A 23,513-nucleotide genomic window follows, 5' to 3' on the forward strand; every position below is an offset into this window, starting at 1 on the left:
CGGGCGGGACGATCACGATCGACGCGGCGGGCATTCACCTGAAGGGCACCGCGATCTATCTGGACGGTCCGGTCACGCAAAGCAGTGGGAGCGCGAACAGCTTGTCGCCCGTCACCGAGGCGGACTGCGCGGAATGCGCAAAGAAGACGACCAGCGCCTATCCAGTTGATGTCGCCACCGGCCAAAAGCTGCTGACGCATGACGACTTTGCATTGCCGGGGCGGCTGCCGATCCAGTGGAACCGCCGGTACCGCAGCGCCGATCAGCGAGTCGGGAGCCTGGGCGTAGCGTGGAAGCTGCAATACGCGACAGAGGTGCGGTTAGAGACGGCACCGGACGGCACGCGCAGGCTTATCTATATCGACTACGACGGCCGCCGATTAAACTTTCCATTGCTCGAAGTGGGGCAAGAGCACTTTCATCCGCTGGAGAAGTACACACTTGTTCGACTTCAGGATCGCGAGGGGCAACCTGCCTATGCGGTACGGTTCCCGGACGGGATTGTTGAGACCTACGCACTGCATCCACAAGCGCCGGATCAGTGGCTACTGCATCGGTATGAAACTCGCGACGGCCAATGGCTGGCGTTCACGTACACGTCAGTTGGTAGTCTGCATCAGGTCAGGAACAACGTGCATACGGTGGCATGCCGACACGACGACCAAGGTCGCGTGATCGAGGTGCATCTGCTGGACGAGCGGGGCGATTCGAAAGCCAGGCTCGCAGCCTACCAGTACGACGAGCATGGCGATCTGGTGCAAGCGCTCGATCAGGGTGGACGAGTGTGGCGATACGCGTACCACCAGCACCTGCTCACAAGCTACGAGACGCCTGCTGGTGCCACGTTCGTGTCTGAGTGGCAGGGAGATACACCGTCCGCGCGCTGTGTGCGCACTTATGGCTACACGCCAGACGAGGACGGCAAGCCCATTGTGACGCGCGAGACGCGGTTCGAGTATTTGCCGGCGACGCAGAGGACGCGAGTCACGGATGCACTGGGCAACGCGACCACGTACCGTTACAACGGACTATGGGCGATCGACCAGATCATTCACCCGGACGGCAGCACGGAGAGCACCGAGTTCGACGATAAGGGAAATGTCTCGGCGCGCGTCGATGCGCTGGGGCGCAAGACGCAAATCGTCAGCGACGAACGCGGCAATCCCATTGCGATCCGTGACGCAGCCGGCTATCTGACGCGGATCGAGTACAACGACCAGAACCTGCCTACGCGCATCACCGATCCGGCCGGCCAGATCTGGCAGCGCGAATACGACGGGCAGGGGCAACTGATCAAGGAAATCGACCCGCTCGGAAACACGACGTCGACCGAATTCGACAAGGGGCTCCCCGTTGCTCGCACCGACGCGTTAGGCAACGTCACCCGCCTGCAATGGAACGACGCGGGTCTCCTGGTTGCGCACACCGACTGCTCGGGGTTCACGACGCACTATGCCTACGATGACTTCGGTCGGCAAATCAGTCAGACCAACGCCCTCGGGCAAACCAGCAAGACGCGTCTAAATGCAGCGGGACAGCCTACGATGATTGAACCGGCTGGATTGGGACGTTGGCAGATCGCATACGACGACGCAGGGCGAGCGGTTGCCCATACCGATCCGCTCGGGCGCGTCCGGCAGGTAGAGTGGGATGCGTACGATCAACCGCTTGGCGTGACCGACGCCGCTGGCGGAACCCAGCGCTTCGAATACGACGGTCTCGGCAGGTTGATGGTCCTGATCAATCCGAAAGGGGAGCGCTGTACCTTGGCTTACGATGCACGTGGAGGCATTGCCGAGCAGATCGGCTTCGATGGCCGGCGCCAGCAGTTCCGCTATAACGCCGCGGGCGAAATGGTCGAGCGAATCGACTATGGCCTGGATGGACAGCTGGCTGCGACGCTGCGCTACGACAACCGCGGCAACTTGATTGAGCAGCGGTTCGGCGACGGTACGTTGACCACGTTCGCTTACGACGCGCGCGGGCTGCCCATGCAGGCGCGTCATCAGCCACCCGCGGGCGAGGCGTCTCAAATCACGTACGAGTACGATGCCGCCGGGCGACGCATGGCTGAAATTCAGGCGCATCACGGGCGAGTATGGCGGCTCCAGCACCAGTTAGACGCGCTGGGCAATCGCAGCGAGATGCACGTCCCCGGCGCGGGCACCCTGGCTTGGCAGCGCTACGGCAGCGGCCATGTTCACGGCATCCTGCTCGATGGCGTGTCGCTAGGGAGCTTTGAGCGCGAAGCACTGCACCGCACGATCCTCAATACGCAGGGCTCGATCGCGCAGCTTCTGGCATACACCGAGGCGGGGCAGATCGCATCCCAACGACTGCAGGATCTCGACGAGCGCGGCCAACCGCGCGCGGAGCCGCGGCCGTGGCGAGCGTGGGAGTACGACCCCGCAGCGCAACTCGTCAGTCTGAAAGATGCTTGGCGTGGCGAGAAGCAGTACCGCTACGACCCGCTCGCGCAGCTGGTTGGCGTCGCGCGCCAAAGCAGCGGGGAAGCGGTTTCAGACGTGACGAGCGAGACGTATCGCTACGACCCGGCGGGTAACCTGCTGGCCCGGATGGTGGGGGACGGTGTTTCGGCGGCAACCGTCTCACCCAACGCTCCGAACGCGAGCGGCGATCGCCTGATGCGGTTCGTTGACGCGAACGCGGCGACGCGGATGCTATTGAGATTTGTCTACGACGGACATGGCAACCGGACCGAGCAAACCAAGCAGACTGCGTCGGATGTGCTCGTCGCGAAACCATCGGGCATGCTCGACCGGCTGTTGTCGCGGCAGGAGGCGCCTGAGGCGCGTACGATACTCTCGGCGGCGCAGGTGACGCGCTATCGCTACGATGGCGCGCATCAACTCGTCGGTATCGAGCATGCGGATGGCAGCCGCACGGAGTATCGATACGACGCGGTGGGGCGGCGGATCGCAAAGCTCCATGCGCCAGTCGGGCAGCAGCAACGCATGACGCTGTTCGTGTGGGACGGTGACTGGATGCTGCAGGAGGTGCATGCTGGTGCGATGGCCTGCGAAGACGCTGCTGTGACCTACGTTGCCCACCCCGACCATCAAGGACCGCTGTCGCAAGTGTCGGGTGGGAAGCATTATCACTACCTGAACGATCACCTCGGCACGCCGCAGGAACTGGTCGACGACACCCGGAACGTCGTGTGGGCCGCGGATTTTGAGGGCTACGGCCGCACACGGCACGAGCTCGTTGCGGAGGTCGACAACCCCATCCGTTTTCCGGGACAGTACTTCGATCACGAGAGCGGGCTCAGTTATAACCGGTTCCGGTATTACGATCCGCAGGTGGGACGGTACATGAATCAAGATCCGATTGGGTTGACGGGCGGCGTGAACCTTTACGCATACGTCGAGGGCAATCCAACCAGCTTGGTTGACCCAACGGGGCAGTTCGGCATACCGGGTGCTATCGCTGGAGGAATCATCGGGGGCATCAGTGGTGGGTTGGGCGCGGCGGCTACAGGCGGGAATGTTTGGCGAGGAGGCTTGTTCGGCACAGCATCAGGGGCATTCGTGGGGGGGACCGGCGCATGGATTGGCGCATCAATCCCTGGGCAAGCGGCTTTGCGCGCCGCGACTGGTGCAATTGGCAACACCGTGGGGCAGATGCAAGGTGTTGGCGATCCCTGTTTCACTGGGGTCAACGGGGGGGCAATTGCTGGTTCCGCACTCGGTGGCGCACTTGGAGGCGTGGTCTCTTCAGGAGCTTGGGGTACTAAGTTTGCTGGCTCTGTGGGTAGTCAAGTGGTGCAGCGAGCCGTCGCCGGACTTCCTGGGTCGGGGCTTTCTGCCGCCGTCGGCCTTGCCGGAAATCGGATGGGCGCGAGCGATGCAAAGTGTGGCTGCAAATGAGCTTCGATTCACGTTGGAAGGTATTCGCGGCGTTGGGAACGGGGGCCTTCGCCTTGGGCCTCTATGCCCTTTGGAATACCTTGCTTTACATGAGCATCGGCGGCGACGCGACGGGAACCACCTTCTTTGGTTGCGCAGCCTTTTGTTTGTTGCTGGTGGCTGGGTTACATTGGTATATGGCAGCAGGGTTCAAGTACGGCGCACTTGACTTGGTTACTGGTACGTTGGTAGCTGCAACATTGCAGCAAGGTAGTCGCGTTGTCGTGTCGGCAACCAGGATTCAATTCATTCGAAAGCTGGACGCCGACAACCTGACCCTTACGCCAGAAAACAGGTACGTATTCTTTGTATGTGCCTATCGGCCGTGGGTGTGCAAAGAGGCTCAGTTTCAAGTCGCGTAATGCTACGATCCATCGATGGCCGGTATACTCAAAGTGACCCAATCGGGTTGGAAGGTGGCATCAGCGGATGCGCATACGTGTGCGGCAATCCTGCTAGCCCAGTCGACCCGGAAGGGACATTCGGTATTCCCGGGACAGTACTTCGATCGCGAGAGTGGGCTCAGTTACAACCGGTTCCGGTATTACGATCCGCAGGTGGGACGGTATGTGAACCAAGATCCGATTGGCTTGAAGGGCGGGTGGAACCTGATTTGTTATAGCAACTGAAGCACTTATCTCTATGAAGCCCATTGTACGCAAAGGCGACGCCACGGATCATGGCGGCACTGTCCTTGATGGATTCGCCACTTCGAATCTGGATGGTAGGCCCGCGCAGGTGTAGGCCACATGGTCTCATGCCCGCAATGCAAAGGTAGCTTTGCGATCGTCCAAGGTTCGAGCCAGTACATGATAGATGGGCGGGGCGTGGCCCTGGACGGTATGAAGACCGCGTGCGGTGCCTTGCTGATCGCCAATCAGCAAGGATTTCTAGCGAGCGAATGACGATGCAGTTATGCCCCTAGCGAGGATTTCGTTCGTCCGCTTGCGATCTCACGAGGGAACTGACGCGTCCTTGCGTCGGCAGCCTCCCGGCCAGCCGCCCAACACCAATTCACGATTCACGGTGCCGTCTCGATCGAGCAGATCGGGCGCAATGAGATAGATTCGGCACAGCGCGATCGACCTTGCGGGAGGCGCGCGGCAATCCGTGTCCCCACGCAAAGTGCGCAGGCACTTTGCTTCCTGGGCGAAGAAATGAAAAAGGCCAGCTAAAGCTGACCTTTCGAATTTGGTGCCCAGGAGAGGACTCGAACCTCCACGGAGTTACCCGCTAGTACCTGAAACTAGTGCGTCTACCAATTCCGCCACCTGGGCAGGTGTGCGTCGTGCAACAAAGACCGCTATTGTAACGGCATATGGCTTGCTGTCAAGCATTTAATGCAATCAACCCGTTCCCACACCATCGAACCCCATTTCACGTGGGCCGAACCCCCAGTCGCCAAGCCGTCGGAGGCAGGCCCATGCGCCCATCCGCCCCGCCATGGGCGGGTGTTAGAATGACGCGCATTGCCATGTCAGACGTGCCGTCAGACGTACAGAGCCGAGAAAAATCATCGACAAGCGCCCCTTGAGCAAATATCCGTACCCGATCCCGAGCCGCGAGGAAATCCTCGGCGTGCTGCGCACGAGCGAAACGCCGCTCGCCGCCAACGACATTGCCGAGACACTATCCATCAAGCGCCAGGAACGCGAAGGTTTCTTCAAGCGCCTTGGTGCAATGGAACGCGACGGCCAGATCCGCCTCGACAAGCGGGGCTATCAGCTCACGCACCCGTCGAACTTCGTCGCCGGCCGCGTGCAAGGCCACCGTGATGGCTTCGGCTTCATCATTCGCGACGACGGGCAAGACGATCTGTTCCTGCCGAACGCCGAAATGCAAAAGGTCATGCACGGCGATCGCGTTCTCGCACGTATCGTCGGCTACGATCGGCGCGGCCGCCCCGAAGGCCATGTCGTCGAAGTGACGGAGCGCGCCAATAAACGCGTCATCGGCCGTCTGCTCAATGAGAACGGCGCATTGATCGTCGCGCCCGAAGACAAGCGCATCGGGCACGACATTCTCATCAGCCAGAACACGAAGAAGGCCAAGGTCGGGCAGATCGTCGTCGTCGAACTCACCGATTTTCCTAGTCGACACTCGCAGCCGCTCGGCCGCGTCGCGGAAGTGCTCGGCGATATCGATGATCCCGGAATGGAAATCGAAATCGCAGTGCGCAAGTACGGCGTGCCACACGAGTTCAGCGACCCCGCCCTCGCGGAAGCAGCCGCTCTGCCCGACGAAGTGCGTCTCGTCGATATGCGACATCGCGTCGATCTGCGCGACGTACCGCTCGTGACGATCGACGGCGAAGATGCGCGTGATTTCGACGATGCCGTCTATTGCGAGCCGACCAAAGTCGGCCGCGGCGACGGTTTCCGGCTCATTGTCGCCATTGCCGACGTGTCGCACTATGTGCGACCCGATACGTCGCTCGATACCGACGCGATCGAGCGCAGCACGTCCGTCTATTTCCCGCGTCGCGTCATTCCGATGCTGCCGGAAAAGCTGTCAAACGGGTTGTGCTCGCTCAATCCCGAGGTTGATCGCTGCGTGCTCGTCTGCGACATGCTGATCACCGCACGCGGCGAAATCAAGGCTTATCAGTTCTATCCCGGCGTCATGCATTCGGCAGCGCGACTGACCTATACCGAGGTCGCCGCCGTGCTGACGAATACGAAAGGCCCCGAGGCGGCGCGCCGCGCGGCCATCGTCCCGCAACTGCAAAATCTGTACGGCGTCTACAAGTCGTTGTTCGCCGCGCGCCAGAAGCGCGGCGCAATCGACTTCGAAACAACCGAGACGTACATCGTCTGCAACGCGCAGGGCAAGATCGAGCAGATCCTGCCGCGCCAGCGCAACGAGGCGCACAAGCTGATCGAGGAGTGCATGCTCGCGGCGAACGTTTGCGCCGCCGACTTCATGAAGCGCAACAAGCATCCCGGTCTCTACCGCGTTCACGCGGGCCCGACGGCCGAGAAGCTCGAAAATCTGCGGACGTTCCTGCGCGGCATGGGATTGACACTCGGCGGTGGCAATACGCCCCACGCCAGCGATTACGCGGCGCTGATGGCGCAGATCCGCGATCGGCCCGACGCACAGATGTTGCAGACGATGCTGCTGCGCTCGATGCAGCAAGCCGTCTACAGTCCCGACAATATCGGGCACTTCGGGCTTGCCTATGATGCCTACGCGCATTTCACGAGCCCGATTCGCCGCTATCCGGACTTGCTCACGCACCGCGCCATTTACGCGGTTCTGTCGGGCAGGAAGTATCGCCCCGAAGCGCCGGGCGGCGTCGTACTCAATACGGCGCTGTCGCCGCGCGCCCGCGCATTGCAGCAGGCCGATGAAGAAACGCGGCCGCGCGCAAGAGAGAACACGGCCATTTGGGAAGAGCTCGGGCTTCATTGCTCGGCCAACGAACGGCGCGCCGACGAAGCTTCGCGCGATGTCGAGACGTGGCTCAAGTGCTATTTCATGCGCGACAAGCTGGGCGAGGAGTACGGCGGCATGGTGAGCGGCGTCACGTCGTTCGGCATCTTCGTGCAGCTCGATGCGTTGTTTATCGAAGGCCTCGTGCATGTCACGGAGCTCGGCTCCGACTACTTCCAATACGACGAAATCAAGAACGAGTTGCGCGGCGAGCGTACTGGCATCCGTTACCGGCTCTCCGATCGTGTGCGCGTGCAAGTCAGCCGCGTCGATCTCGACGCCCGCAAGATCGATTTCCGGCTCGTGCGCGAGGCAGTCATCAAGCCCGCGCCCGCGCCCGCGACGCGTGGGGGCGCAGGCGTGCGGCCCGTCGGCGAACCGGAAGCGCCCGGACGCGGGCCGCGCGTGCGTACGCTCGCGGCGACCGAGGCCGCGCCGCGGCACAAGAGGGCCGCGCCCGGAAAGTCGGCCGCCGTCGTCGATGCGCGCGCCGCACGTTCGCAGGCCGCCAAGAAGCGCAACCCGGCGCAGAAGGCGGAACCTAAAGCCCGCAGTCGCAAGAAGGGCTGACGGCCGCCCGCGCGGACAGCGCAATGTCCGGGCGCAGGTCGATCTGCGCCGCGCGACGCTTGACTCTCATCGGCACAGCGTGGGCCTGACCCGTCGCTGTGCCTTCGCCTTTTGGGCACGAAGCAACACCGATTTCATTCTGCTATGGCACGTCTAAAAGTTTTATACGGATTTCATGCGGTCACCGCGCGCTTGCGTCACGATGCGTCCACGGTCGAGGAAGTGTTTTACGACGCGACGCGAAAAGATCGTCGCATGCAGGACTTCCTGCACACGGCGAAGGAAGCAGGCGTGCGTTTGATCGCAGCGGACGAGACGCGGCTGTGGGGCCTCGCCCACACCGAACGCCACCAGGGCGTCGTTGCGCGCGCAACGGACTTGCCGCTTGCACAGAACCTCGCGGAATTGCTCGATGGGATCAGTGGACCCGCCCTGTTGCTCGTGCTCGACGGTGTGACCGATCCTCACAATCTGGGCGCATGCCTGCGCGTGGCCGACGGGGCCGGTGCTCATGCCGTCATCGCACCGCGCGATCGCGCGGTCGGCCTGAATGCGACGGCGGCGAAAGTCGCGAGCGGCGCGGCCGATACGGTGCCCTACATCACGGTGACCAATCTTGCCCGCGCGCTGCGCGAGCTGAAGGATGCGGGCGTCTGGGTGGTGGGCACGGCCGGCGACGCGCAAGCGACGCTCTACGACACGAAGCTCGACGGCCCCGTTGCGATCGTCATGGGTGCGGAAGGAGAGGGTATGCGCCGCCTCACCCGCGATACGTGCGATGAAGTCATGCGCATCCCGATGGTCGGCACGGTCGAAAGTCTGAATGTATCCGTGGCAAGCGGCGTGTGCCTGTTCGAAGCGGTGAGGCAGCGCGCAGCCGCGCGCTAACGCCCTGAAGCGGGCGCCAGCGCTCGTGTGCGCGCGCGTGCCTCGCGCGCGGCGTGCCGTGCGCTCAACGCTCGATCTGCTGATTCCAACGCGTGTCCCACTGTGCGCGATGCGCGTTGATCGCATTCCAGTCGACGACAGTGACTTTATGAACGAGCTCGTCGACATTGCCAAGGCTTTGCTGCATCGAGGCCGGCATCTTCGCCTGGCGGTTCGTCGGGATCTGCTTGCCGGCGTCCGCGGCTTTCTCTTGAGCGGGCGCGGACAGCAGGAATTGCGCGAGCTTTTGCGCGAGCTTGTCGTCCGGGTTGTTCTTGACGACGCACACATCGACGAGCAGCAGCACAGGACCTTCCTTGGGACTCACGTAAGCGACGGGCAAGCCCTTGTCCTGCAAGTCGGCGACGCCGGTCGGCGTCAGCGGGAACAGCCCGGCTTCGCCCGTTTGCACCATCTCCGAGATCTTCGCCGAGTTCGGAATGTACTCGACGACATTCGGCCCGACCGTGTTCGCCCACTTCGTGAACGCAGGCTCGACGTTTTGCTCGCTGCCACCCCAAAGGCGATTCATCGCCAGAAAGCCGTGTAAGCCGAAGGTGCTGCTCGACGCCGATTGAAAGACGACTTTGCCTTTGTATTTCGGATCGGCGAAGTCGAGCCATGAGGTGGGCGGCGCCCAGCCTTTTTCCGCGAACAGCTTCTTGTTGTAGGCGATGCCCGTCATGCCCAGTTGCACGCCGGCGCCGATGTCGTCCTTCATTCGCGCGAACGGGTAAAGCTGCTTGAGCTCGGCGGAATCGTCGAGCTTCTCGCAGACGCCAAGGCTCACCGCACGCGCCATCACGCCATCGTCGAGAAAGGCGACGTGAACCTGCGGATGGTCGCGGTTGGCCAGCAGCTTCGCAAGAATGTCGGACGACGTGCCCGGCACGACAACGACTTTCGTGTCGTTCGCCTTTTCGAACATTGGCAGCACCTGCGATGTATAGGCCTTCTCCATCGGGCCGCCGTTCATGCCGATATAAATGGTCTTCGACTGTGACCATGCGGGCATCGCGGCTGAAAGCGCGCCGGCTAAGATCGCCGCGGCCGAGAGGGTACGGAAAGTATTCATTCAGGTCTCCTAATGAAAAGGCGAAGCGTCATGCGGGAACAGCCGAGAAACGATTGACGTCGAACGCATCGAGCGGTGTGGCCGTGGCGCCGTCGATCACGAGGTCGGCGAGCACCTCGCCGACACCCGGCGCGAGCAGAAACCCGCCGCCGGAAAAACCGAATGCATGCAGCAAATGCGGTACTTTGCGGCTCGCGCCGATGATCGGGTTGTGATCGGGCGTGCAGCCTTCAACGCCGCTCCATGTCCGTATCAGCAAGGCGTCGCGCAGCGCAGGCAGTAGTGCGCAAGCATCGCGCATGACGGCGCGTGTCGTGTCGGATGAGGGTTGCGCGAAGTCGCCGTCGCCATGGCCGCGTCCGCCGCCGATCACGCAATTGCCGCGCGCCACCTGGCGTGCGTAGAGGCCGCCGCCGAACACGCCGAGGTTGTGTTCCAGAAAGAGCGGCAGCGGCTCGGTCACCCACATGTTCGGATAGATCGGCGTCATCGGCACGAGGTCGCCGAAGCGCTGTGCCAGTGTGCCGGCCCATGCGCCGGCTGCATTGATGAGCCAGTCGGCTTCGTATGTCTCGTCGCCGGCTTGCAGCACGAAGCGCGCACCGTCGTAATCGGCTTTTTCCAGGGCCGTGAGCTCGCGCACCTGCGCGCCGGCCTCACGGGCCGCGCGTGCAAATGCCGGCGACACGAGCCGCGGATTCGCATGGCCGTCCGTCGCGCACAGCGAGCCGCCCACCGCCGCGGCGCCGAGCCACGGATAGCGGCGTCGGAACGATGCGCCCGACATCAGCTGCAACGGCAAGCCGTGTTGCGCAGCGACCTGCGCGTAGGCCTCGAGGCCTGCGAGATCGGCTTCGCTGCGCGCCAATCGCAAATGGCCGGAGACGACGAATTCGCCGTCGACGCCGATCGTGTCGCCGAGTCGGTCCCAGATGCGCCGCGCGCGCATGGCCAGCGGCAACTGCTCGGCCGGCCGGCCCTGACAACGCACGCCGCCGTAGTTCACGCCGCTTGCCTGTGCACCGCAATAGCGGCGCTCGATCAGCAGCACGCGCTTGCCGCGCCGCGCAAGCGCCAACGCAGCCGACGAACCGACGAGCCCGCCGCCGGCAATCGCGACGTCATAGTGACGCGTGAGGCTACTCATCGCGCGCGTCCTCCGGTACCGGTGCGACATGCACGTCGCACAGCGCCGCAGCCAGCGGAATCGGCTTGATCGGCGCTTGCGCGCGCAAGCGCCCGAGCGCCTCGGGAGAAAGCCCCGTTTCGTCGGCCAACAGGGCGAGCGTTGCTTCTGCGCACATGCGCCCCTGGCAGCGCCCCATGCCGACGCGTGTCAACGCCTTGACGCGGTTGATCTCACTGGCCGCGCCGGAGCGCACGCAACGGCGAATTGTGCCCGCGTTGATTTCTTCGCAACGGCAGACGGTCATGGCGTCGGGCCACGCACGTGCGTTGGCGTACGGCGCGGGAAATGCCGCTTCGATCCCTTCGCGAAAGGTCGCTATGCGTCGCAGCGCCCGGCGCTCGCCCGTCGCAGCGTTGACGCGGGCGTTCGATGTCCCGGCCCCCTGTATCGATGAGGTCGATGGTTCGGACTCCGAATCATCGAGCAGAGCGAATGCAGCAAGGCGTCCCGAAAGTTCGGCCGCATCGGCGCCCGCGATGCCGGCGCCGTCCCCGGCGACATAAACGCCGGGAATCGACGTGCGGCCCGCTTCGTCGCGCTCGGGCAGCCAACAATGATTGAGCGGATCGTAGCGAAAGCGGCAACCGGCGACATCGGCCAACTGCGTTTCCGGCCTCAGGCCGAAGCCTACTCCGAGGGCGTCGCAATCGAGCGTGCGCACGGTGCCTTCCGCATGGGCCGCATTCGATGCCGACCGCCAGACGATGCCGGTGACGCGGCCTTCGCCGTGGACGCGTTCGAGCGATACGCCACGCTCGATCGGAATCCCGTGTGCGCGCAGCCAACCGACGTAATACAGCCCTTTGGCGAGCACGGCAGGCTGGGCGGCCAGCTTGGGCAGCGCCTGGACCTGCGTGCCGATGCCGTTCGTATCGAGCACCGCCACGACGTGAGCGCCGGCCTTCGCATATTGATAGGCCACGAGATAGAGCAGCGGCCCCGTGCCGGCGAACACGATGCGCCGTCCGATCGCGCAGCCTTGGGACTTCAGCGCGGTTTGCGCTGCACCGAGCGTATAGACGCCCGGCAAGGTCCATCCCGGTACCGGCAGCACGCGATCGGTCGCGCCGCTCGCGATGATCAGATGCGTGAACGCAAGCGGTTGCTCTCGCATGTCGCGCAGTGTCGCGAGATGGCCGATGATGCCGTCGTCTGTGCGAGGCGTCATCTCGCAGGCCCACGCGAGCGTCTGCGGCCGATAGTCGACATGCGGCAGCAGGCGCGTCATCGTCTCGTGGAGCGCCGCGGCCTTGCGCGCCTCGAAGCCGTAAAGCGCACGTGCGTCGCGCTGAAAGCCGGCGCCATCCGGCTGCTGGCGGTAGATCTGCCCGCCCCAGCGCGCGTTTTCGTCGATCACGCTCGGGCGCATGCCCGCTTCGACGAGCGCTTCTGCCGCGCGCACGCCCGCGGGGCCGGCGCCGACGATCACGATTTCGGGCGGCCGCGTCATTGCGCCTGCTTCCCATCCCGACCATTCGACGCGCATGCAATCGACAGCAAACGCATGCCGCTTTCTATCGCGGTGGAGCATGCGCGCAGCCGTTGTCCGTCTTCGGTGCGGATCCAACAATCCTGACAAGCGCCGATCAGGCAAAAGCCCGCGCGCGGCTCGCCGCTGAAATCGGAGACGCGCAGCGCAAGCCGTTGGGTCAGGATGGCGGTCAGCACGGTATCGCCTTCTAGCGCGCTCACAGGCACACCATCGAGCGTGAAGAACACCGGTGCGCGATCGGCTTCGGCCAGGCGAACGAGCTGCGCGGAGGGGGTCGACATATTAAGTTGTCCTAAATACCTTGTCTTTAAGCCATGCTTCGATCGGGCGCAATCGTCAATGTTGGCCGATCAGGATGCGATTCAAGCCGTAGGCGCGATCGAGCAGCAACATGGCCGCGGCCGTCACCACGATGACGAGCGTCGACACCGACGCCATCATCGGATCGATCGATTCGGTCGCATACATGTACATGCGGACCGGCAACGTGACCGTTTGCGGCGACGTGACGAAGATCGACATCGTGAGTTCGTCGAAACTGTTGATGAACGCGAGCAGCCAGCCGCCCGTGATGCCCGGCACGATCATCGGCAGCGTCACGCGTTGAAACGTCGTCCAACTGCTCGCGCCGAGCGATTGAGCTGCGTGCTCGACGCTGCGGTCCAGCCCCGTTGCAGCCGCGAGCACGAGCCGCATCACGAACGGCGTCACGATGATCGTATGCGCGAGCACGAGCCAAACGAACGACCCGGTGGCGCCGATCGACGCAAAAAAGCGCAGCAGGGCGATGCCGAGCACGAGGCCCGGAATGACGAGCGGGGAGAGCAACAGCGCATTCAGAAAATCGCGGCCGGGAAACCTGGCCCGCGCGATCGCGAGTCCGGCAGGCAGCGCGATGACGAGCGAAAGCGTTGCAGAGAGAAACGCGAGCTTGACGCTCGTGAAGAACGCCGTGATGAAATCGGGGTAGTTCATGATCGCGCGAAACCACCGCAGCGACAGGCCGTGCGTCGGCAGCGTCAGCGTGTCGTCGGGCGTGAACGCAACGAGCACGACAATAACGAGCGGGGCCAACACGAACGCGATGACGAGCGTGTGGAAGGCGAGGGCGAAGGGGCCATTGCGTCGCATGTCGAATTCCTTCGCTCAACCCATGCTGCGGCCGTAACGGCGCTCCAGCATGCGGTAATAAGTGAGCATGATGATGAGATTGGCGGCGAGCAGCAGCAAGGCGATCGTCGCTCCGAGCGGCCAGTTCAGCGAGCCGAGAAATTCGTCGTAGACGGCCGTGGCGGCGACTTTCAGTCGTCGTCCGCCGAGCAGCCCCGGAATCGCGAACGCACTGGCCGACAGCCCGAACACCATCAAACTGCCGGATAGGATGCCCGGCATGATCTGCGGCAGCACGATACGACGCAGCGTCGTGGCCGGCGATGCCATCAGCGACAGGGCGGCGTGTTCCGTTTGCGGGTCGAGCTTTTGCAACGCCGTCCAAACCGGAATCACCATGAACGGCAGCATTACATGAACGAGCGCGATGACGATCGCGAACGTCGTGTATTCGAGTTTGAACGGACCCATACCGAAGGCGCCGAACAGTTGGTTGACGATGCCTGCCGTGCCGAGCAGCATGCTCCATCCGAACGCGCGCACGACCACCGAGACGAGCAGCGGCGCGAGGATCACGAGCAAGAACGCCGAGCGCCACGGATCGCGCATTTTCGACAGCACATAGGCCTCCGGCGCGCCGATCGCCACGCACAGAATCGTCGTGATGGCCGCTATGCCAAACGTGCGCAAGAAGATTGTCTGGTAGTAAGGAGAACCCAGTACGTTGACGTAGTTGCCGAACTGAAATGCGGCGATGGGCCCGCTTGACGGATCGAATCGGTAGAACGTCAACACGAGCGTCATCGCCAGCGGGGCCAGCAGCAGCGCGGCGAAGAGCGCGAATGCGGGCGCGCCGAGCAGCCACATCGGCAAGTGAGCACGCCAGGGCGTCGGGAGGGGGTGCGCCGCCACCGGATGATCGACCGGGCGAGCGGTCCCCGCTTCGAGCGTGGCGTCACGCATGGCGTGCCTCCCTCGCGACGAACCGCACCGCTTCGCTCTTCCAATCGATGCCGACGCTTTCGCCTTCGGCGAGCGGCTCGTCGCCTTCGTTCTGGCAACAGACGAGCACTTCGCCGAGCCTGCAATCGACGCGATAGAGCCATTGACTGCCGAGGAAGAAGCGGCTGGTCACCGTGGCAGGCAAGCGGCCGCCGCCCGTCGCATCGAGGCGCACTTTCTCCGGGCGGATACACACCGTCACGGCTTCGCCCACGGCCGGCACATCGCGCTGCTGGAGATGCGGGCCGTGACCGATTTCGATGCGATCAGTACCGACGTCCACCTGCACCCGTGCGCCGTCGGCGGCGACAACCGTGCCCGAGAACAGATTGGCTTTGCCGATGAATTCGGAGACGAAGCGATTCTCGGGGCGCTCATAGGCGCGGTAGGGCGAGTCGACCTGCGTGATGCGGCCCGCTTCCATGACGACGACGCGATCGCTGATCGACAGCGCCTCGGACTGATCGTGCGTGACCATGATCGTCGTCGTGCCGATCCGTCGCTGGATGGCGCGCAGCTCGAACTGCATCTCTTCGCGCAGCTTCGCGTCGAGGTTCGACATCGGCTCGTCGAGCAGCAGCACGGGCGGTGCGATCACGATCGCACGCGCAAGGGCGACGCGTTGCCGCTGCCCGCCCGACAACTCGCGTGGGAAACGGCCTGCCAGCGATTCGAGGCGCACGAGTGCGAGCGCCTCGCGTACGCGCTCATCGCTCTCGGCTTTACCGACGCGCCGCATCTCCAGGCCGAAACGCACGTTTTGCGCGACCGTCATGTGAGGAAACAGTGCGTAGCTTTGGAACACGATGCCGAGGCCGCGTTGATTCGGCTTCATGTCCGTGATGTCTCGGCCGTCGAGCACGATGCGGCCGCTCGTCGCTTGCACGAAGCCGGCGATCATCTGCAGCGTGGTCGTCTTGCCGCAGCCCGACGGGCCGAGCAGGGAAACGAATTCGCCTTTTTCTACCGACAAATTCAAATCGGCGACCGCATGCAAATTGCCGAACGACTTCGAAACGTCGGCAAGCGTGAGGAACGACATGGTCCGGCTCCTGTGAGGCGAGCACCCCGATAAAGCGGGGGCATCTAGGCAGAGCCGATTCTGTCGAGCCATATAACGCGAGTCAATTTAGAATTCCGCTCATCGATAGGAAAATCAAAAAGATTCCATCGAACGGAATAATCAAGGCGAGGCGAACGTTTCTGTTTCACCGCATGTGCTGAGGGTTTGCCCTTAAAAAAGCGGTATCTTGGCGCGCATGCTGTGGAAAGCTGCGATACTTCGCCGACGAACGGCAGAGAGAGAACCGTTTCGATGAGCGAAAAAACGGGATTGGCATATGGGTGGCAAGGAAACGCAGCGCAATATGGGCACGGCAAGCGGTGAAACCGGTGGCATCGATGCGCCCAACGTCGGCATGTTGCCGCGCGCCTTTGCGCTGTTGCGCTCGCTGGCGGCCATGCAGGCCAGCGGCGCACGCGTGACGCAACTCGCGAAAGCGGTGGGCTTGACGCAGGGCACGACGCACCGGATCCTGCGCGCGCTCATTGCGGAGGGCATCGTCGAGCAGGATGAGCGCTCGAAGCTGTACCGGCTCGGCGTCGACTTCTTCGCGCTGGCGGCACAGGCAGGCAACCCCGGCGGCATGCGCAGTTTATGCCGGCCCGCTCTGTTGCGGCTTTGCGCGAGTCTTGGCGAAACGATCTTCCTGCTGGCCAAAAGCGGTTTCGACGCAGTGTGCCTCGACCTTTGCGAAGGCCCGTTCCCGATCCGCTCGTTCACGAACGATGTGGGCGGCCGCATCGCACTCGGTGTCGGACAAGGCAGCCTCGCGATCCTTGCGTTTCTGCCCGAGGCCGAACGTGAGGAGATCATTCGTTTCAACGTGCCGCGCATTCGCGGCTACGGCATGCTCGACGAAGTCTACCTGCGCACCGAAATCGAACGCGTGCGCGGGCTCGGCTATGCCGCGCGCAACTCCGGCGTGCTCGAAGGTATGGCCGGCGTGGCCGTGCCGATTCTCGATCGAACCGGCACGGCGGTGGCGGCGTTGAGCGTCGGCACGTTGGCGTCGCGGCTCGGCGACGACCGCTTGCCGATGGTGGTCGAGTTGCTGCGCCGGCAAGCCGAGGCCATCGGCCCGCTGACCAATCCGTTCGACGTCGCACTCAAGCGGCGTCCCGCGCACGGCCTTCTTGGTATGACGGATGACGAGCGCGTTGCATGAGACGCGTCGATCGCGACGCAGCCTGCATTCGGCCTTTCGCGGATGAGCCCGCGCAACTCCGATAAACTTACGCCTTTCGCCCGCATTTACCGCGCTCCATGACACAAGACGAACTCAAGCGATTAGTCGGCCAAGCCGCCGCCGACTATGTCCTCTCCAACGTTGCCGACGGCGCCGTCATCGGCGTCGGTACCGGCTCGACGGCCAATTGTTTCATCGATGCGCTTGCGCCGCACAAGCGGCGCTACCGCGGCGCCGTGTCGAGTTCCGTCGCGACCACGGCGCGGCTGGAGCAGCATGGCATCAAGGTGTTCGATCTCAACGAGATCGAGTCGCTGCCGGTTTATGTCGACGGCGCCGATGAAATCGATCCGACCGGCGCGATGATCAAAGGCGGCGGCGGCGCACTGACGCGCGAAAAGATCGTCGCCTCGGTCGCCGAAATCTTCGTCTGCATCGCCGATGCCTCGAAGCGTGTGCCTGTGCTGGGCGGTTTCCCGCTGCCGGTCGAAGTCGTGCCGATGGCACGTACGGCGATCGGGCGGCGTCTGACGGCAGTCGGCGGCGTGCCTGTGTTGCGTGTGACGAACGATGGCGCGCCTTACATCACCGATAACGGCAACGAGATTCTCGACGTCAAGAATCTGAGGATCGACGATCCGCGTGCGTTCGAGGTTGCTGTCAACGCCTGGCCCGGGGTCGTGACCGTGGGCCTGTTCGCGAGTCGCGGCGCAGATTTTTGCTTGCTTGGTACGGAGAGCGGCGTCGAAACGATCGACTACGACACGCATCGCTAAAGCCTGGACCTTTTTTACCGTATTACCGATGTAGCCCGGCTCCGGCTCGGTCCGCCGCCGCAATCCGATGCGGCGGGCCGATCGGGGGCGGTCTTTTTTGCACGCGGGCGTGAGCTTTGCTTGCTTGCGAGGGGGCTTGCGGCGTCGATCGGAGCCCGGTTCATTCGCGAGCGCGGTGCTCACCGGTCACCGGTTGGAGGACGAAAGTCGGCCGGCGCACGCATTACACGGTTTAAAGGATTGGACGATTATGCAACGCGAACTTCGGCAGGCTCTCGATACGGCCTATTCGCGGCTCAGGGATGAGCAAGAGGAACCTACAGCGTTCGCCGGCAACTATGCGCTTGGCCTGGGCATCGTCGTCGGTGGACAGGCCTGCGGCGGAATGACCGAACAGGAAGCCGCCGACGAGCGCGCACACCTCGCCATGCTGGCGGCGCTATACGAAGTTCAGGCGCGAATCAGAATCGAATCGAACATCCGGTAAAGCCCCCACCCATACGCGTTCGACAGGCGGAGGGCTTAGCGTGCTGCGCCCCATGCGGTGCCGCACGCTGCGAACTCAGCGCGCCTCAGCCCACGGTATTTGTCTGATGAAGACTGGGCAGCAGCCGGTCGAACTCGCGCTTCACGAGGCCGTAGCACTCGCACGCGCGTGACTCGAGTCCCTGGCGATCGAGCACCTTGATGTGCCCGCGGCTGTGATGGATCAGTCCTTGATCGTGCAGCTTGCCGGCGGCTTCGGTAATGCCTTCGCGCCGCACGCCCAGCATATCCGCGATCAACTGCTGCGTGACCGCCAGCTCATTGGTCGCGGCGCGATCGATTTCGATCAACAGCCAGCGGCACAACTGCTTGCTGAGCGAGTGATGACGATTGCACGCCGCGGTCTGCGCAACCTGCGTCAGAAGCGCTTGCATGTAGAGCAGCATCAACCGACGCAGCAGATCCGAACGTGCAATTTCCTGCTTGAGCTGCTGTGCGCTCATGCGATAAGCGAAGCCCGAGCATTGCACCTGCACGCGGCTCGGCATCGTTTCGCCGCCGGTCAGCACCTGCACGCCCGTCATGCCTTCGCGGCCTACGGCGGCGAGCTCGACCGAGCCGCCGTCTTCCATCATCGACAGGATCGAGATGATGGCCGTCGTCGGAAAATAAACGTGATGGATTTTGTGGCCGCAATCGCAAAGCAATTGCTCCGTGCGCAAATGAACCAACTCGAGATGCGGCGTCAGCGCCTGCCATTCGTGCGACGGCAGCGCGCCCAGAAGGTGATTGCCGTGGAGGTCGGATTGTAGCGTCAACATGGTCGGTCCTCGTTTGCGTGCCGCTTGTGCATGTGCTTGGCGGTTGTTCGTTGCTGGGCCGGCGATCGTTTGCATCGCGACGATGAGTGAAGCGCAACATGAAGCGTCACTCGTCGTCGGGTCGATGCTCGCGTCGCGGCGTCGTTTGGCCTTTCTCCCTGGCCGCGGCGTTTTCGCTCTGTGCGGAAGCGCTCGGTTGTGCGGCAATTCAGCGAGGATCATGCCAAGCGTTGTTGCACCGAACCTTGACGGCCGTCTTTTTCTGTTGCTGGGTGCGCGTCAGGTGCGAACTTCACTTTTTGTTTCAAAACTGCACAGTCGCGCGCCACCCCCGGCTCCTTTCGAATTACTTTCGATTGGTCCGTCTAAGTTGTTGATTGCGTTGGCGTTCGATGTTTTGACGGCGCGATGGCGCGAAGCCTGGGCCGTGCGTGAAGAGCGCCGTGCAAGCGCAGCCACGGCGGGCTCGCCGATTTGTTTCAGATGCGTTGCACGCAAATGCCGGGATGTCGTAAATGACTCAGAGTTGAGACAGCCCCGAATCGGCCTCGCCCTGAGTAGTTACCCCGATGGCGAGGCAACCCCTCTGACTGAGTGCGATGGCGAACGGTAATACCGTTGCGCGAGAAGTACCGTGCAGCCATGGCGATTCGTCGTACGTTGCTTCGGACAACGAAACGATTTGCCCGAAATCAAATGAACACGAGGCGTGGGGCGCTACAGTCGATCGATGGCGCTGCCGCGAAATTATGTAGGCGTCCGAAATAAAACAGAGCGCGTTCGCGCGCAGGCCCGGTGTGCAAAGAGGCGGGTGCGGCCTGCATCCGTTTCATCAGAGGGATAACCCTGTTCAGGCGTTTCCCAATGGCGCGCCGCCCGTGAACAACGCACCGTATCGCTTACCGCTTGCGGATCAGTGGGGTGCGCAATGAATCAGGCAAAGAAGCGTCGGACGGCGCATCGGGGGGAGTTATGGAGCAGGGCAAAGACCGTTCGCTGGTGAGCAAGGTGATGGATGGGCTCGTTAGCGGCATCGTCGAAGAAAAATACGGCGCGATTCTGCCGCCGCAAGACGTGCTGTCGAAAGAGTTCGACGTGAGCCGCACGGTCATGCGCGAAGCGCTTTCAATGCTGCTTGCGCGCGATATGCTCGACGTCAGGCCGAAGGTCGGCACACGCATCCGTCCGATGCGCGACTGGCGCATGATCGACGAGGACGTCGTGAATTGGCGTTTCCGCGCCAAGCCCGACCCGCAATTCATGCGCGACGTGATCGAATTTCGCATGCTGATCGAACCGCGTGCGGCGGCGCAAGCCGCGTCGCGAGCGAGCGTGGCGGAGGTCTCCGCGATTCGCGAGGCATTCGAAGTGTTCAAGTCGCTCGCACCTGCCGACGCCGGCTACCAGGCAGCCGACGAACTGTTGCATACACGCATCGTCCATGCGAGCGGCAATCAGTTCTTTCAGCAGATGGCGGCCATCATTCGCGGCGCGCTGACAGCGACGCATCCAATGCTCAGTCAAAAGCCCGGGGCGTGGGAAATTTCGGTGCGCACGCACGAGCGGCTTGTCGAAGCCATCGAGCGTCGCGATCCGAAAGAAGCCGAAACGGCCGCGCTCGCCGTCATCGACTTCGCCGCCGACGAGATCAGCCGCGAGTTCTCGGTGGAGATGCCCAATCGCAGGTAGCGGTGTGCGTTGCATCGCATGCAAGGCTGGCGGCAATCACGCGCCGGTCTTTCTTTTTTTGCAATTCGCACGCGCCATTGATACGTTTGTGTCGCGGCGCACGACCTGCCGGGCCTCGCACGCTCACACCCCCATCGAATCCGCACAGAACGCATTGCCGCGCAGCGCGTCTTATCCTGACGAGTTATCGGAGGGGCCGATGCAGGCATTCGATCGATTCGGCCTCGATACATACGCAGGGGAAGCGACGATGAACGCGTTGGGAAAAATCAAGTGGGGCATTGTGGGCGCGGGCCAGATTGCGCGACGTTTTGCACAGGGGCTTGCGCACGTGAGCGATGCGCGGATCGCGCGCGTCTGGTCGCGCCGCGCGGAAACAGTGGATGCGTTCGTGCATCGATTCGGCGGCGAGGCATGCACGCACTTCGAAGATCTGTTGACGAGCGACGTCGATGCCGTCTATATCGCCACGCTCAACGATAGCCATGCCGACTACGCACGCGCGGCCCTTGCGGCGGGCAAGCACGTACTCTGCGAAAAGCCCGCGACGTTGAACCGGCAGCAACTCGAAGCGGTGTTGGAGACGGCTCGCGCTTCGCGGCGGCTCTTCATGGAGGCGATGAAACCGCCGTTTTTCCCGCTCTATCGCAAGTTGCGCGAGCATCTATCGAACGAACCGATCGGACCCGTGGGCCTCGTGCGGGCCGGGTGCTCAGTGGCCAACGTGCCGCCCGACCATCCGTCGTTCTCGTTGGAGCAAGGCGGCGGTGCATTGCTCGACATCGGCATCTACGAAATGTTTCTCGCTGTGGACTGGCTCGGCGCACCGGTGGACGTGCAAACGTTCGGCCGCCTCGGCTCGTCGGGCGTCGACACGTTCGCGAGCGTCCATAGCCGGCACGAGGCCGGCATCGCTCAGCTCTTTTGCGGGTTGGACCTTGACGGCAAGGGCGACGCGTTACTTGCGGGCCCCGCGGGGCACGTCACGATCCACGAAAAATGGTGGAACCCGGTGCGCGCGACGGTCAGCTACGTCGATGGCCGTTCGGTCGAACTGAACGAGCCTTTCGAAGGTGGCGGCCTGAACTACGAGACGGCGCACTTTTGCGGGCTCATCCGCGACGGCATGCTCGAAAGCCCTATCATGACGCACGCGAAATCGCTGCAGATGATCTCGATGACCGACGCCGCACGGGCGGCGCTCGGGTTGAAGTTCCTGGGCGAATAACGGCGGCAGTGTTACGATTTCGCGTCTCGTTTGCGTTTGCGTTCGCATTTGCCTTCGTTCGCGGCGTGACGTTCAGGATTCGTTCACAAAGGAGCGGCTCGTATGTCCAAGCATCTCGCCAATCTGTGGCGTGCCAACAAGAATCTCGTGGCGTTTCTGTTTCTGATGGTGCTGTTTCGAAGCGCGATTGCCGATTGGAATGTCGTCCCGACGGGCTCGATGTTGCCGACGATCCGCATTGGCGACCGCATCTTCGTCGACAAGATGGCGTATGACCTGCGCGTGCCGCTGACGCATATCGCCATCGCACATCTGGGCGATCCTCAGCGCGGCGATATCGTCACGATCGATTCCGCGGCTGCCCACGAACTGCTCGTCAAGCGAGTGGTTGGCGTGCCTGGCGATACGGTGGCGTTGCGCGACAACGTGCTCTACGTGAACGGCGTGCGCGCCGACTATCGGGCGCTCGCCACGCCGCCGATGCACGACGCAGCGCCTGGCGACGCGCGTTATCTGATGGAGCGATTCGATGGCGTCTCGCACGTCGTGCGTTTATCGGAAACAGCGCCAAGCCCGGTGGCATCGTTCGGGCCGGTGACCGTGCCGGCGGGTGAATACCTGATGCTCGGCGACAACCGCGACGACAGCGCCGATTCACGCTACTTCGGTTTCATCCCGCGCAACGAAGTCATGGGACGTACGCGCAACGTCGCGTTTTCGCTCGATCCCACGCATCTTTATATGCCTCGCTTAAGCCGCTTCGGTGCCGCGCTCGATCGACCGCTTGCCGCGAATTGAGCGGGCAATGCGAGGGGCGGGCGGTGCCGGCGCTGCGCCGCCATCGCGCGCCCGCGCCGGATCAATGGCGCGTGGGCAACGCGAGACGTCGCTCGTAGCGGTGCTGCACCCATTCAAGCACCTGACACAGCACCCAGTAGATCGCCGCTGCGGCGAGATAGAGCGGCAGCGGTTGATAGGTCGAGGCGATGATCTCCTGTGCGCTGCGCAATAGCTCGGTGACCGTGATCACCGAGACGAGCGAAGTGTCTTTGATGAGGCTGATCAGACTGTTCGACAGGCTCGGGACGGCGATGCGAAGCGCTTGCGGCCCGATCACGTAGCGCAGCGTCTGGCGGCGCGAAAGCCCGAGGCTGTACGCGGCCAGCCATTGGCCGCGATGAATGCCGTTGATCGCGCCGCGCATGCTTTCCGAAAGATAAGCGGCAACGTTCGCCGACAGGGCGATGACACCGGCCGGCGTCGGATCGAGCGAGATCCCGACGCTCGGCAGTCCGTAATAGACGACGAAAATCTGCACGAGCAAAGGTGTGCCGCGCATCAAGCTGACGTACGCCCGCGCAGCCCAGTTGAGCGGTTTGCTGTGGCTGATCCCCATCAGGGCGAGGACGACGGCTGCGACGAGCCCGAAGATCATCGACAGCACAGCGAACTTGACCGTCAAGACTGCGCCCTGCGCAAGCACGGGCAACGATTGGACGAGCAGCGTGGTGGTGGACATGTTTTTTTGGTAGCGA

19 protein-coding genes, 1 tRNA gene and 2 pseudogenes are annotated in these 23,513 nt (G+C 63.0%); 12 read left to right on the forward strand and 10 right to left on the reverse strand.

Annotated features, from left to right (window positions below; genetic code table 11):
• The 4 genes and pseudogenes from C0Z19_RS26485 to C0Z19_RS28825 all read left to right on the forward strand — a co-directional run.
• The coding region (locus C0Z19_RS26485; protein ID WP_146012156.1) for an RHS repeat-associated core domain-containing protein at window positions 1-3,890 on the forward strand (3,890 nt) is incomplete at its 5' end.
• Window positions 3,887-4,291: a hypothetical protein gene (locus tag C0Z19_RS26490; protein ID WP_102612816.1), complete on the forward strand. Its 405-nt coding sequence runs from the start codon at window positions 3,887-3,889 to the stop codon at window positions 4,289-4,291. The genes C0Z19_RS26485 and C0Z19_RS26490, both read left to right, overlap by 4 nt.
• Before the next feature lie 15 nt (window positions 4,292-4,306).
• Window positions 4,307-4,552, forward strand: a pseudogene (locus tag C0Z19_RS26495) (RHS repeat-associated core domain-containing protein); the annotation flags it as partial.
• A 123-nt stretch (window positions 4,553-4,675) separates the two neighbouring features.
• Window positions 4,676-4,834 (forward strand): annotated as a pseudogene (locus C0Z19_RS28825) (PAAR domain-containing protein); the annotation flags it as partial.
• Between the two features lie 287 nt (window positions 4,835-5,121).
• Here the strand turns inward: C0Z19_RS28825 and C0Z19_RS26505 are convergent.
• Window positions 5,122-5,206, reverse strand: a tRNA-Leu gene (locus tag C0Z19_RS26505).
• A 253-nt stretch (window positions 5,207-5,459) separates the two neighbouring features.
• Between C0Z19_RS26505 and rnr the strand changes: the two genes are divergently transcribed.
• Together rnr and rlmB are read left to right on the forward strand one after the other, a co-directional pair.
• The gene (gene rnr, locus C0Z19_RS26510; protein WP_102612818.1) at window positions 5,460-7,934 is read left to right on the forward strand and encodes a ribonuclease R; all 2,475 of its coding nucleotides are present in this window, start codon (window positions 5,460-5,462) and stop codon (window positions 7,932-7,934) included.
• Window positions 7,935-8,078: 144 nt separating this feature from the next.
• Window positions 8,079-8,822, forward strand: coding sequence for a 23S rRNA (guanosine(2251)-2'-O)-methyltransferase RlmB (gene rlmB / locus C0Z19_RS26515; protein WP_102612819.1), 744 nt, complete (start codon window positions 8,079-8,081; stop codon window positions 8,820-8,822).
• 64 nt (window positions 8,823-8,886) lie between these two features.
• Here rlmB and C0Z19_RS26520 read toward each other — a convergent pair whose 3' ends face one another.
• From C0Z19_RS26520 to C0Z19_RS26550, 7 genes are all read right to left on the reverse strand, one after another.
• The gene (locus C0Z19_RS26520) at window positions 8,887-9,936 is read right to left on the reverse strand and encodes an ABC transporter substrate-binding protein (protein ID WP_102612820.1); all 1,050 of its coding nucleotides are present in this window, start codon (window positions 9,934-9,936) and stop codon (window positions 8,887-8,889) included.
• Window positions 9,937-9,964: 28 nt separating this feature from the next.
• Window positions 9,965-11,083 carry an NAD(P)/FAD-dependent oxidoreductase gene (locus C0Z19_RS26525; protein WP_102612821.1) on the reverse strand — a complete coding sequence of 373 codons (1,119 nt, stop codon included), beginning with the start codon at window positions 11,081-11,083 and terminating at the stop codon, window positions 9,965-9,967.
• Window positions 11,076-12,575 carry an FAD/NAD(P)-dependent oxidoreductase gene (locus C0Z19_RS26530; RefSeq protein WP_233196296.1) on the reverse strand — a complete coding sequence of 500 codons (1,500 nt, stop codon included), beginning with the start codon at window positions 12,573-12,575 and terminating at the stop codon, window positions 11,076-11,078. The genes C0Z19_RS26525 and C0Z19_RS26530 overlap by 8 nt, the downstream gene beginning before the upstream one ends.
• The gene (locus C0Z19_RS26535; RefSeq protein WP_102612823.1) at window positions 12,572-12,898 is read right to left on the reverse strand and encodes a (2Fe-2S)-binding protein; all 327 of its coding nucleotides are present in this window, start codon (window positions 12,896-12,898) and stop codon (window positions 12,572-12,574) included. The genes C0Z19_RS26530 and C0Z19_RS26535 overlap by 4 nt, the downstream gene beginning before the upstream one ends.
• A gap of 55 nt (window positions 12,899-12,953) precedes the next feature.
• Window positions 12,954-13,748: an ABC transporter permease gene (locus C0Z19_RS26540; RefSeq protein ID WP_102612824.1), complete on the reverse strand. Its 795-nt coding sequence runs from the start codon at window positions 13,746-13,748 to the stop codon at window positions 12,954-12,956.
• A gap of 15 nt (window positions 13,749-13,763) precedes the next feature.
• Window positions 13,764-14,594: an ABC transporter permease gene (locus C0Z19_RS26545; RefSeq protein WP_233196297.1), complete on the reverse strand. Its 831-nt coding sequence runs from the start codon at window positions 14,592-14,594 to the stop codon at window positions 13,764-13,766.
• Between the two features lie 88 nt (window positions 14,595-14,682).
• Window positions 14,683-15,771 (reverse strand): ABC transporter ATP-binding protein, encoded by a 1,089-nt coding sequence (locus C0Z19_RS26550; protein ID WP_102612826.1) that lies wholly within the window; start codon window positions 15,769-15,771, stop codon window positions 14,683-14,685.
• A 325-nt stretch (window positions 15,772-16,096) separates the two neighbouring features.
• Here C0Z19_RS26550 and C0Z19_RS26555 point away from each other — a divergent pair, with 325 nt between their 5' ends.
• From C0Z19_RS26555 to C0Z19_RS26565, 3 genes are all read left to right on the forward strand, one after another.
• A complete protein-coding gene (locus C0Z19_RS26555) occupies window positions 16,097-16,957 on the forward strand; it encodes an IclR family transcriptional regulator (RefSeq protein ID WP_233196298.1) in 861 nt (286 codons plus the stop codon).
• A 98-nt stretch (window positions 16,958-17,055) separates the two neighbouring features.
• A complete protein-coding gene (rpiA, locus tag C0Z19_RS26560; RefSeq protein ID WP_102612828.1) occupies window positions 17,056-17,754 on the forward strand; it encodes a ribose-5-phosphate isomerase RpiA in 699 nt (232 codons plus the stop codon).
• A gap of 250 nt (window positions 17,755-18,004) precedes the next feature.
• Entirely contained in the window at window positions 18,005-18,241 is a 237-nt protein-coding gene (locus C0Z19_RS26565; RefSeq protein ID WP_102612829.1) for a hypothetical protein, read from the forward strand.
• Between the two features lie 85 nt (window positions 18,242-18,326).
• Here C0Z19_RS26565 and C0Z19_RS26570 read toward each other — a convergent pair whose 3' ends face one another.
• Window positions 18,327-19,061 carry a Crp/Fnr family transcriptional regulator gene (locus C0Z19_RS26570; protein WP_102612839.1) on the reverse strand — a complete coding sequence of 245 codons (735 nt, stop codon included), beginning with the start codon at window positions 19,059-19,061 and terminating at the stop codon, window positions 18,327-18,329.
• Between the two features lie 972 nt (window positions 19,062-20,033).
• On the opposite strand from C0Z19_RS26570, the gene C0Z19_RS26575 reads away from it, so the two are divergent.
• The 3 genes from C0Z19_RS26575 to lepB all read left to right on the forward strand — a co-directional run bounded on the left by C0Z19_RS26575 (window position 20,034) and on the right by lepB (window position 22,776).
• Window positions 20,034-20,750: a FadR/GntR family transcriptional regulator gene (locus C0Z19_RS26575; RefSeq protein WP_102612830.1), complete on the forward strand. Its 717-nt coding sequence runs from the start codon at window positions 20,034-20,036 to the stop codon at window positions 20,748-20,750.
• A 250-nt stretch (window positions 20,751-21,000) separates the two neighbouring features.
• Entirely contained in the window at window positions 21,001-21,978 is a 978-nt protein-coding gene (locus C0Z19_RS26580) for a Gfo/Idh/MocA family protein (protein ID WP_102612840.1), read from the forward strand.
• 102 nt (window positions 21,979-22,080) lie between these two features.
• A complete protein-coding gene (gene lepB / locus C0Z19_RS26585) occupies window positions 22,081-22,776 on the forward strand; it encodes a signal peptidase I (RefSeq protein ID WP_102612831.1) in 696 nt (231 codons plus the stop codon).
• Between the two features lie 61 nt (window positions 22,777-22,837).
• Here the strand turns inward: lepB and C0Z19_RS26590 are convergent, their stop codons facing one another.
• A complete protein-coding gene (locus C0Z19_RS26590; protein WP_102612832.1) occupies window positions 22,838-23,497 on the reverse strand; it encodes an amino acid ABC transporter permease in 660 nt (219 codons plus the stop codon).
• Window positions 23,498-23,513: the final 16 nt, after the last annotated feature.

Origin of the sequence: Trinickia soli, from assembly GCF_002879855.1 — a bacterium.
In the GTDB taxonomy this organism is placed as follows: Bacteria; Pseudomonadota; Gammaproteobacteria; order Burkholderiales; family Burkholderiaceae; genus Trinickia; species Trinickia soli.

What these genes read in the sequence shown, in the direction of transcription:
- C0Z19_RS26490 (WP_102612816.1), top strand. Translation starts at nt 3,887, where the DNA reads ATGAGCTTCGATTCACGTTGGAAGGTATTCGCGGCGTTGGGAACGGGG.
- rlmB (WP_102612819.1), top strand. Translation starts at nt 8,079, where the DNA reads ATGGCACGTCTAAAAGTTTTATACGGATTTCATGCGGTCACCGCGCGC.
- C0Z19_RS26520 (WP_102612820.1), bottom strand. Translation starts at nt 9,936, where the DNA reads ATGAATACTTTCCGTACCCTCTCGGCCGCGGCGATCTTAGCCGGCGCG.
- C0Z19_RS26525 (WP_102612821.1), bottom strand. Translation starts at nt 11,083, where the DNA reads ATGAGTAGCCTCACGCGTCACTATGACGTCGCGATTGCCGGCGGCGGG.
- C0Z19_RS26530 (WP_233196296.1), bottom strand. Translation starts at nt 12,575, where the DNA reads ATGACGCGGCCGCCCGAAATCGTGATCGTCGGCGCCGGCCCCGCGGGC.
- C0Z19_RS26535 (WP_102612823.1), bottom strand. Translation starts at nt 12,898, where the DNA reads ATGTCGACCCCCTCCGCGCAGCTCGTTCGCCTGGCCGAAGCCGATCGC.
- C0Z19_RS26540 (WP_102612824.1), bottom strand. Translation starts at nt 13,748, where the DNA reads ATGCGACGCAATGGCCCCTTCGCCCTCGCCTTCCACACGCTCGTCATC.
- C0Z19_RS26545 (WP_233196297.1), bottom strand. Translation starts at nt 14,594, where the DNA reads ATGTGGCTGCTCGGCGCGCCCGCATTCGCGCTCTTCGCCGCGCTGCTG.
- C0Z19_RS26550 (WP_102612826.1), bottom strand. Translation starts at nt 15,771, where the DNA reads ATGTCGTTCCTCACGCTTGCCGACGTTTCGAAGTCGTTCGGCAATTTG.
- C0Z19_RS26555 (WP_233196298.1), top strand. Translation starts at nt 16,097, where the DNA reads ATGGGCACGGCAAGCGGTGAAACCGGTGGCATCGATGCGCCCAACGTC.
- rpiA (WP_102612828.1), top strand. Translation starts at nt 17,056, where the DNA reads ATGACACAAGACGAACTCAAGCGATTAGTCGGCCAAGCCGCCGCCGAC.
- C0Z19_RS26565 (WP_102612829.1), top strand. Translation starts at nt 18,005, where the DNA reads ATGCAACGCGAACTTCGGCAGGCTCTCGATACGGCCTATTCGCGGCTC.
- C0Z19_RS26570 (WP_102612839.1), bottom strand. Translation starts at nt 19,061, where the DNA reads ATGTTGACGCTACAATCCGACCTCCACGGCAATCACCTTCTGGGCGCG.
- C0Z19_RS26575 (WP_102612830.1), top strand. Translation starts at nt 20,034, where the DNA reads ATGGAGCAGGGCAAAGACCGTTCGCTGGTGAGCAAGGTGATGGATGGG.
- C0Z19_RS26580 (WP_102612840.1), top strand. Translation starts at nt 21,001, where the DNA reads ATGAACGCGTTGGGAAAAATCAAGTGGGGCATTGTGGGCGCGGGCCAG.
- lepB (WP_102612831.1), top strand. Translation starts at nt 22,081, where the DNA reads ATGTCCAAGCATCTCGCCAATCTGTGGCGTGCCAACAAGAATCTCGTG.
- C0Z19_RS26590 (WP_102612832.1), bottom strand. Translation starts at nt 23,497, where the DNA reads ATGTCCACCACCACGCTGCTCGTCCAATCGTTGCCCGTGCTTGCGCAG.